General features: G+C 54.1%; 5 protein-coding genes. 1 reads left to right on the forward strand and 4 read right to left on the reverse strand.

Features of this window, described 5'->3' with window-relative positions; translation table 11 throughout:
• Window positions 1-151: 151 nt before the first annotated feature.
• A complete protein-coding gene (locus HOJ08_06375; protein MBT5673059.1) occupies window positions 152-3,547 on the forward strand; it encodes an AsmA family protein in 3,396 nt (1,131 codons plus the stop codon).
• A gap of 33 nt (window positions 3,548-3,580) precedes the next feature.
• Here HOJ08_06375 and HOJ08_06380 read toward each other — a convergent pair whose 3' ends face one another.
• The 4 genes from HOJ08_06380 to HOJ08_06395 are packed head-to-tail and all read right to left on the reverse strand — an operon-like array spanning window position 3,581 to window position 6,635.
• Window positions 3,581-3,814: a ribbon-helix-helix domain-containing protein gene (locus tag HOJ08_06380; GenBank protein MBT5673060.1), complete on the reverse strand. Its 234-nt coding sequence runs from the start codon at window positions 3,812-3,814 to the stop codon at window positions 3,581-3,583.
• Between the two features lie 4 nt (window positions 3,815-3,818).
• A complete protein-coding gene (locus HOJ08_06385; protein MBT5673061.1) occupies window positions 3,819-4,496 on the reverse strand; it encodes an alpha/beta hydrolase in 678 nt (225 codons plus the stop codon).
• Window positions 4,456-6,084 (reverse strand): fumarate hydratase, encoded by a 1,629-nt coding sequence (locus HOJ08_06390; protein MBT5673062.1) that lies wholly within the window; start codon window positions 6,082-6,084, stop codon window positions 4,456-4,458. The genes HOJ08_06385 and HOJ08_06390 overlap by 41 nt, the downstream gene beginning before the upstream one ends.
• A gap of 14 nt (window positions 6,085-6,098) precedes the next feature.
• Window positions 6,099-6,635: a hypothetical protein gene (locus tag HOJ08_06395; protein MBT5673063.1), complete on the reverse strand. Its 537-nt coding sequence runs from the start codon at window positions 6,633-6,635 to the stop codon at window positions 6,099-6,101.
• Window positions 6,636-7,039: the final 404 nt, after the last annotated feature.

A 7,039-nucleotide genomic window follows, 5' to 3' on the forward strand; every position in this document is an offset into this window, starting at 1 on the left:
AAAAGCAAATTGGCAAGGAATGGCCTCCACCATTTTACCGCCACATTTTACCAATTAGATTAACGCAATTTTATGGTGGAATCGCAAGCCTTGGATCATTGGGAAATAAAAAAAATGGGGATAGGCGTGGCGCCTTGCGTGGTGAACTAAAGTGAAAAAATTTCTGATCAGTGTGGGCATTGCATTTTTAGTCCTGATTGCAGGTGCCTTGGTGGCGCCAAGTTTTGTGGACTGGAATGCGTATCGTGCCGAGATCACATCGCAAGTTCGCAAGGCAACGGGACGCCGCTTGGTCATTGAAGGCCATATCAAGCTGGCAGTTCTGCCGGCCCTGAAACTGTCTGTCACCAACGTCAGGCTTGCCAATCTTGATGGTGCCAAAACCGCAGATATGGCGAAACTGGCGGCCCTTGATGTTCATTTGGCATTATGGCCCTTGCTGGAAGGCAAGGTGGTGGCGCATTCAGTTGTCTTGCGCGGCGCAGAGATCGAGCTGGAACATTTGGCCGATGGCCGGGTGAATTGGGATTTCCCCGGGCTGACCGCTTCTTCGAATGAACCCCCAAATTTTCAAGGTGAAGGTTCGGGTGCCCCCGGGGGGGATGCCATTCGTTTGGACAGGGTGACCATCAAAGGCGGGCGGCTGACCTATCGCGATTCACGCAAACGGACTGTTGAGCGCATTGATGCCATCGATATCCAGATTGCCGCTGCCACCTTAACAGGCCCCTACACAGTAAAAGGGAGCGTGCGGTATCACGGGGTGCCGCTCGATTTTGATTTAAGCACCGGAAAATTTGTTGGTTCAAACCCGGTGGCAGCAACCCTTGCCATGGGCATCGGCAAATCAAAGGTAAAATTTTCTGGCTCCATTGCCGAGGTCCAGAAAAAAGCATCGGTTCGCGGCAAGCTTGAACTATCCGGTCCCGATTTTTCTGCACTTGTATCGAAACTGGCCCGAACGGGTGGGGGTGACTTTGACGGTCATCCTTTCATCGCCAGAAAGTTCACCCTTAATGCTGCCCTGACGGGGCGTGCTCATGAATTTTCCATCAACGACATGGCGCTTGATCTGGATGGTTTGCGGGTGACAGGGGCGGTTGCGGGGACCCTTGGGGCGGTGCCAAAATTTGATGTGACCCTAAACCTCAACCGGTTGGATGCAGCGCCCTGGTTTAAAACGGCGAGCAAGAAGGGCAATGCCAGTGCGGCCCCTAAATCGGGGGATCAACCCTCAAAGCCCTTTTCCCTGCCAGAAGGGTTCCGGGTTAATTTAGACGCGTTTGTTGCGGGGGTTTCCCTCAACAAAGGCGTGCTTCGTAATCTGAGCATCTCGGCCAGACTGAACCGGGGTGTTTTAACCCTTAAAAAGGCCAAGGCCCAAATGCCGGGAAGCACAACACTTTCGCTTTCGGGAAAGCTGTTTGCGGACCGGGATCAACCGCATTTTGAAGGCCGGGTTCGGGGTAAATCTGATGATTTCAGGGCCTTTGCGCGCTGGTTGGGCGGCGATCTTGGGGCGGTGGCACCGGGTCGATTGCGCCGGGTTAAGTACCGGTTTGATATCGGGGCCGCACCAAAACGGGTAGAGATTTACAACACTGATATTCGGTTTGATTCTTCCAGGCTCCGGGGCGGCATGGTTGTTGCCTTGCGCAAACGGATTGGCATTGGCACGCGTCTTGAACTGGATAAGCTTGATCTGGATGCATACATGGGCGGCAAACCCGGGCCGGGGAAAACAACACCTCCATCAGACCAGATTTCGCTTTGGCCCTTATCAAAGGGAAAATCAGGGCCGGGGGTTCTATCGGCCCTTGGTGGGATTGATGCCAATTTCAGGCTTCGTGCGCGGCGTCTGACTTACCGTGGCATGGGGCTTAAAAATGTTGTGTTCGATGGTGCCCTTGTTAAGGGGAACCTCAATATTTCAAAATTAAAGATTGCCAATGTTGCGGGTGCCACGGTTGCCATAAGTGGCGGCATTCAAAATTTGGACTCAAAGCCAGCCCCTGATGTCCGGTTCAAGATTTTGGCAAAAAAATCAGAACGGCTTCTTGATCTGGTGGGGATCAACTTGGCGTCATCGGCGAACCTGCTTTCACCGCTTTCTCTTAAAGGTACGGTGAAGGATGGATCTGAAAAAGATATGGCGTTTGATCTGGCCTTGGCTGCGGGGAAGATCAACATGGGGATGAAGGGCGCGGTTGATCGCTCTGGCATCTTGCCGCGTTTAGGCTTTGACCTGAATATGAACCATCCAGATTTCACCAATTTTGTCGGCCTGTTTGATCCGGGCTTTCTGCCCGCCAAACGTCCCAAAGGGCCATTTTCACTGACGGCCCGTGTTGACGGCGCCGGGCTTGATTTAAAACTGGCAAAGCTTTCCGCCCGTTTGGGTGAGGCACGGCTTCGGGGCAAGGGCAGCCTTGGCTTTATTGGCGGCCCCCGGTTGGTTGTTGATCTTTCGGCCGACGATCTTGTGGCCGATCACTTCTTGGCCCGTGATGAAACATCAGGTGCAACGGGGGATGCAAAAAAGAATTTCCCCGCTCGGCGTTCTAAAAATCCTTCGCGCTGGTCGCGCACGCCTTTGGAACTAGGCTTTCTGAAACAGCTTAATGCGGATATTCGCATTCAGGCCAAAAGTGTTTCCTGGCGTCATTGGCGGGTGGCGACACCGCGCATTGATGCCACCGTGGATAAGGGAACCTTTGATTTGCGGCGTCTTTCTGGAAAAATGGCTGGCGGTAATTTCCTCATGACGGCCTCCATTGCGGCCCCAGCCAAAAAGGGCGCAGCTACCACTGCGCGGCTGGATGTGGATATTTCCCCCATGAACATGAAACAGGCCATGTTTAAAATGACCGACCTTGATATCAAACGAGGCAAGGTTGGCTTTAAGCTGGGTTTAAAAAGCAAAGGCGCCACGGAGGCTGCCTTGATTGAGGGACTATCTGGGTCTGGCATTCTTGAAGCAAGGGATGGCGCATTGCAGGGGTTCAACCTTTCAAAGGTCAACGCGCAGCTTAAATCCCTTGATAAACCGCTGTCTTTTCTGGCCTTGGCATCGACCGCCATGGCTGGGGGCACCACGAAATTTTCCAGTTTAAAGGGGAATTTCAAAATCAAAAAAGGTGTCATTCGTTCCGATGATCTGACGCTGGTGGCCGATGGGGGCACCGGGCAGGGAAAAATGGTGCTTAATTTGCCGCTCTGGTGGATTGATACCAATGCCAATTTCCGGCTTTCGGGCAATGCCAAGGCCCCGCCTTTTGGCATTGCCATTCGGGGCAATCTGGATGCGCCCGCCCGAATTTTGAAAATGAACGCCCTTCAAAATTGGCTCAGTGCCCAGGGCGCCGCCAGCGTGCTGCGAAGCCTGCTGAAGGTTCGCAAAAAAACACAGCCCAAAACTGCCCCCCAAACACAGCCCGCAACCGGGACCCAGCCGGCGCCTCAGCCGCCCGCCACACAACCGGCACCAAAGGCCGATCCGCGCGATTTATTCTTGCGCGGCATTCTGGATATTTTGAAAAAACAGTAATCCCGCCGGGATGATCGCCCTGCGCGGTTTGGTTCAGGCGGATTTTAGCCGAGCCAGAACATAAAGCCTGAGCGCGCTGGATAGGTTGGGCGGCGGATCGTCTGATGGGGTGGCGGCCATTCGGGCCTGATCGATTTCTGTGACCAATTGCGCGATGGATTTTTTGTCATCGATCGCGGCGCGTTTGATCTCTGCCCAGAATTCATCTTCGATAGAAATCGATGTGTCATGGCCGTTGATGCGAATGCCGTGGCGACGCAAACCCATGGGCCTAGGCTTTTTTCTTTTTCCGGGCCACCCGGTCCAGAAATGCAACCATGACCTTGATGGCCTCAGTCAGGTTCTGTTCTTCGGTGCGCCCGGATAGTTTGCGTGGCTTGAATGAATGTTCGCCATCGCCCAGATAATGCAGTTTTATTTTACGGTCGAGCCCAAAGCCCTTGATCTCGTCGCGGGTGCCAAACGGGTCGCGCTCACCCTGGACAATCAGGGCAGGGGTTTTGATTTTTTTAAGATGATCGGTGCGCACGCGGTCGGGTTTTCCCGGCGCGTGAAACGGATAGCCAAGACAGATCAGCCCGCGCACGCCCAAATCATCGGCCCCCATAGATGCGATGCGCCCGCCCATGGATTTACCGCCGATCACCAGATTGTCTGGGCCCAGTTGTTTGGCCACGTCTTCGAAGGTCTGGATCAAGACAGGCGCGCGATCGGGGGGGCGTTTTTTGCCATCCACCCGGCGCTTTTGCATATAGGGGAATTCAAACCGGGCAACGCGGTAACCACCATCCCCAACGCCTTTGGCGATGGTGGTCATAAAGATGTGATCCATGGGCGCACCGGCACCATGGGCCAGCGCCAATGTCAGGGGGGCATCTTTCGGGCCGGTATACAGGAACTTCAACGAACTACGCCTTGCCGGTGACAGACAGGGCAGCAAAGAAATCATTGCCCTTGTCATCGACAACAATAAAGGCCGGGAAATCGACCACGTCAATTTTCCACACCGCTTCCATGCCCAATTCCGGATACTCCAGAACCTCTACCTTTTTAATGCAATCTTGTGCCAATCGTGCAGCGGGCCCGCCGGTCGATCCCAGATAAAACCCGTGATGGGTTTTGCAGGCGTTTGTCACCTGTGGTGATCGGTTGCCCTTGGCCAGCATGATCATAGAGCCACCATTTTTCTGGAATTGTTCGACATAGGAATCCATGCGCCCCGCCGTGGTTGGGCCAAACGCACCCGATGCCATGCCTTTGGGTGTTTTGGCAGGGCCTGCGTAATAGACCGGATGGTCTTTCATGTATTGCGGCATGGGATCGCCCGCATCTAGGCGTTCTTTAATTTTGGCATGGGCAATATCGCGCGCGACCACCAATGGCCCGCTCAGCGACAACCGGGTTTTGACCGGGTGTTTTGACAGTTCCGCCAAAATATCGGCCATGGGTGCGGCCAGGTCGATCTTCACCACGTCGCCCGAAAGCGTGCTTTCATCAATGTCTGGCATGAAGCGGGCGGGATCGGTTTCCAATTGTTCCAGAAACACGCCTTCTGCGGTGATACGGCCCAAAACCTGTCGGTCGGCAGAACAGCTGACGCCAATGCCCACCGGGCAGCTGGCCCCGTGGCGGGGCAGGCGGATGACGCGCACATCGTGGCAGAAATATTTGCCGCCAAATTGTGCGCCGATGCCGTTTTGCTGGGACAGTTTTAAAACCTGTTCTTCCAAATCCCGGTCCCGAAACGCGTGGCCGTCTTCGCTGCCCGTATCGGGCAACCCATCCAGATAATGGGTGGATGCCAGCTTCACCGTTTTCATGGTCAATTCTGCGGAAGTGCCGCCAATGACAATTGCCAGATGATAGGGCGGGCAGGCGGCAGTCCCCAATGTCTTCATCTTTTCGTCGATAAATTTCAACAGGCTTTCGGGGTTCAACAACGCCTTGGTTTCTTGATAGAGGAAACTTTTGTTGGCCGAACCACCGCCCTTGGCGACGAACAGGAAATCATAGGCATCACCCGTCGTCCCATACAGGTCGATCTGGGCGGGAAGGTTGGTGCCGGTATTGACCTCTTCATACATGCTAAGCGGCGCCAATTGGGAATAGCGTAAATTATCTTCGGCATAGGTTTTGGCAATGCCTTCGGCCATGCGGGCTTCGTCATCGCCAGCCGTCATAACCCGGTGGCCGCGCTTGGCCATAACAATGGCCGTGCCGGTATCTTGGCACATGGGCAACACGCCACCTGCGGCAATGGATGCATTTTTCAACAATTCATAGGCAACGAAGCGGTCATTGTCCGATGCTTCATCGTCGTCAAATATCTTTGCGATCTGGCCCAGATGTTCGGAACGCAGGTAATGGGCGATATCGAAAAAGGCTTCTTTCGCCAACAGTGTCAGGGCTTGGCCATCGACTTCTAATACCGGCTCTCCATTATAGGTGCCGGTTTTCACGAAATCAGATGTCAGCTTTCGCCACGGTGTGTCCTGGGGGGCCAGGGGGAACATTTTGTGGTGGGTAAAATTCGTCATGACGTGTGCGTTTCTTATTTTTTGTCCCGGAACGTATCAAGGGAGACAACGTTTTCGGATTTGGGCTTTTCGGTGTCTGTATCTTCCGGGGCTGGCGCTGTGGTCGCCGTCTGTTCTTGCGGGTCTGGTTGTTCGGGGCCTGCCTGTTCTGGGCCCAATTGTTCGTCGGCATTGGATGCCATGCCAGGGTTGGCAATTTCTTGTTGGAACTGAAGGCCAAAATTGACCGAAGGATCAACAAACCGGGTCACGGCGGCGTAGGGAATGTGCAATGCCTGGGGTTTGCCGTCAAAGGTCAACTCGATGGAAAAGGCATCTTCGCCAACATCCAAATTCCAGAATTTATGTTGGATGACGATGGTCATTTCTTCCGGGTACTGCGCCTTCAGATGGGCCGGGATTAGCACGCCGTCCCCATGGGTCAGGAACCCGATATAAAAATGGTGTTCGCCGGGCAGGCCATATTGGGCGGCAACGTGCAGCGAATCACGCATCACGCTGCGCATCGCGGCATCAACCATGTGATCATAATGTAGGGAATCATCAACCATGGTCTATTTATACATGGAACCATCCCCCCCGTCATCCCACAGGGCACCGGTTTCTAAAGGTTATTTTTGCAGCGCTTTTTGCAGGCGCGCAGTAAGTGTCACTTGACAGACCGGGACGTAATCCCATAGGCTTTTGCCAGCATCGGTTTAATGCCGATCAGCTTCCCCGCATCCCCCGTATCCCCCGCAGCGTGTTCGCTTGCGGGTTTTTTTGTATCTGAAATTCAACCCAACCCCTAAAAGGCCCCGCAATTGCCGGGCCTTTTTTTTATAGGAGTCCTGCAATGACCGAACACCCTGACAAAACCCGCCGCAAACGTCTGGCCCATGGTGGCCTGGCGCAGATGATGCGTGAAGACCCCCGCTACTTTGATAGCAATGCCCCGGAACATTCCGGCATGGTC

The organism is Rhodospirillales bacterium, from assembly GCA_018666775.1.
Lineage (GTDB): Bacteria > Pseudomonadota > Alphaproteobacteria > SMXQ01 > SMXQ01 > JABIXC01.

Bases quoted from the DNA above. Each gene is read 5' to 3' on its own strand.
- HOJ08_06385 (MBT5673061.1), bottom strand. From the start codon at position 4,496: ATGATTTCTTTGCTGCCCTGTCTGTCACCGGCAAGGCGTAGTTCGTTG.
- HOJ08_06395 (MBT5673063.1), bottom strand. From the start codon at position 6,635: ATGGTTGATGATTCCCTACATTATGATCACATGGTTGATGCCGCGATG.
- HOJ08_06390 (MBT5673062.1), bottom strand. From the start codon at position 6,084: ATGACGAATTTTACCCACCACAAAATGTTCCCCCTGGCCCCCCAGGAC.
- HOJ08_06380 (MBT5673060.1), bottom strand. From the start codon at position 3,814: ATGGGTTTGCGTCGCCACGGCATTCGCATCAACGGCCATGACACATCG.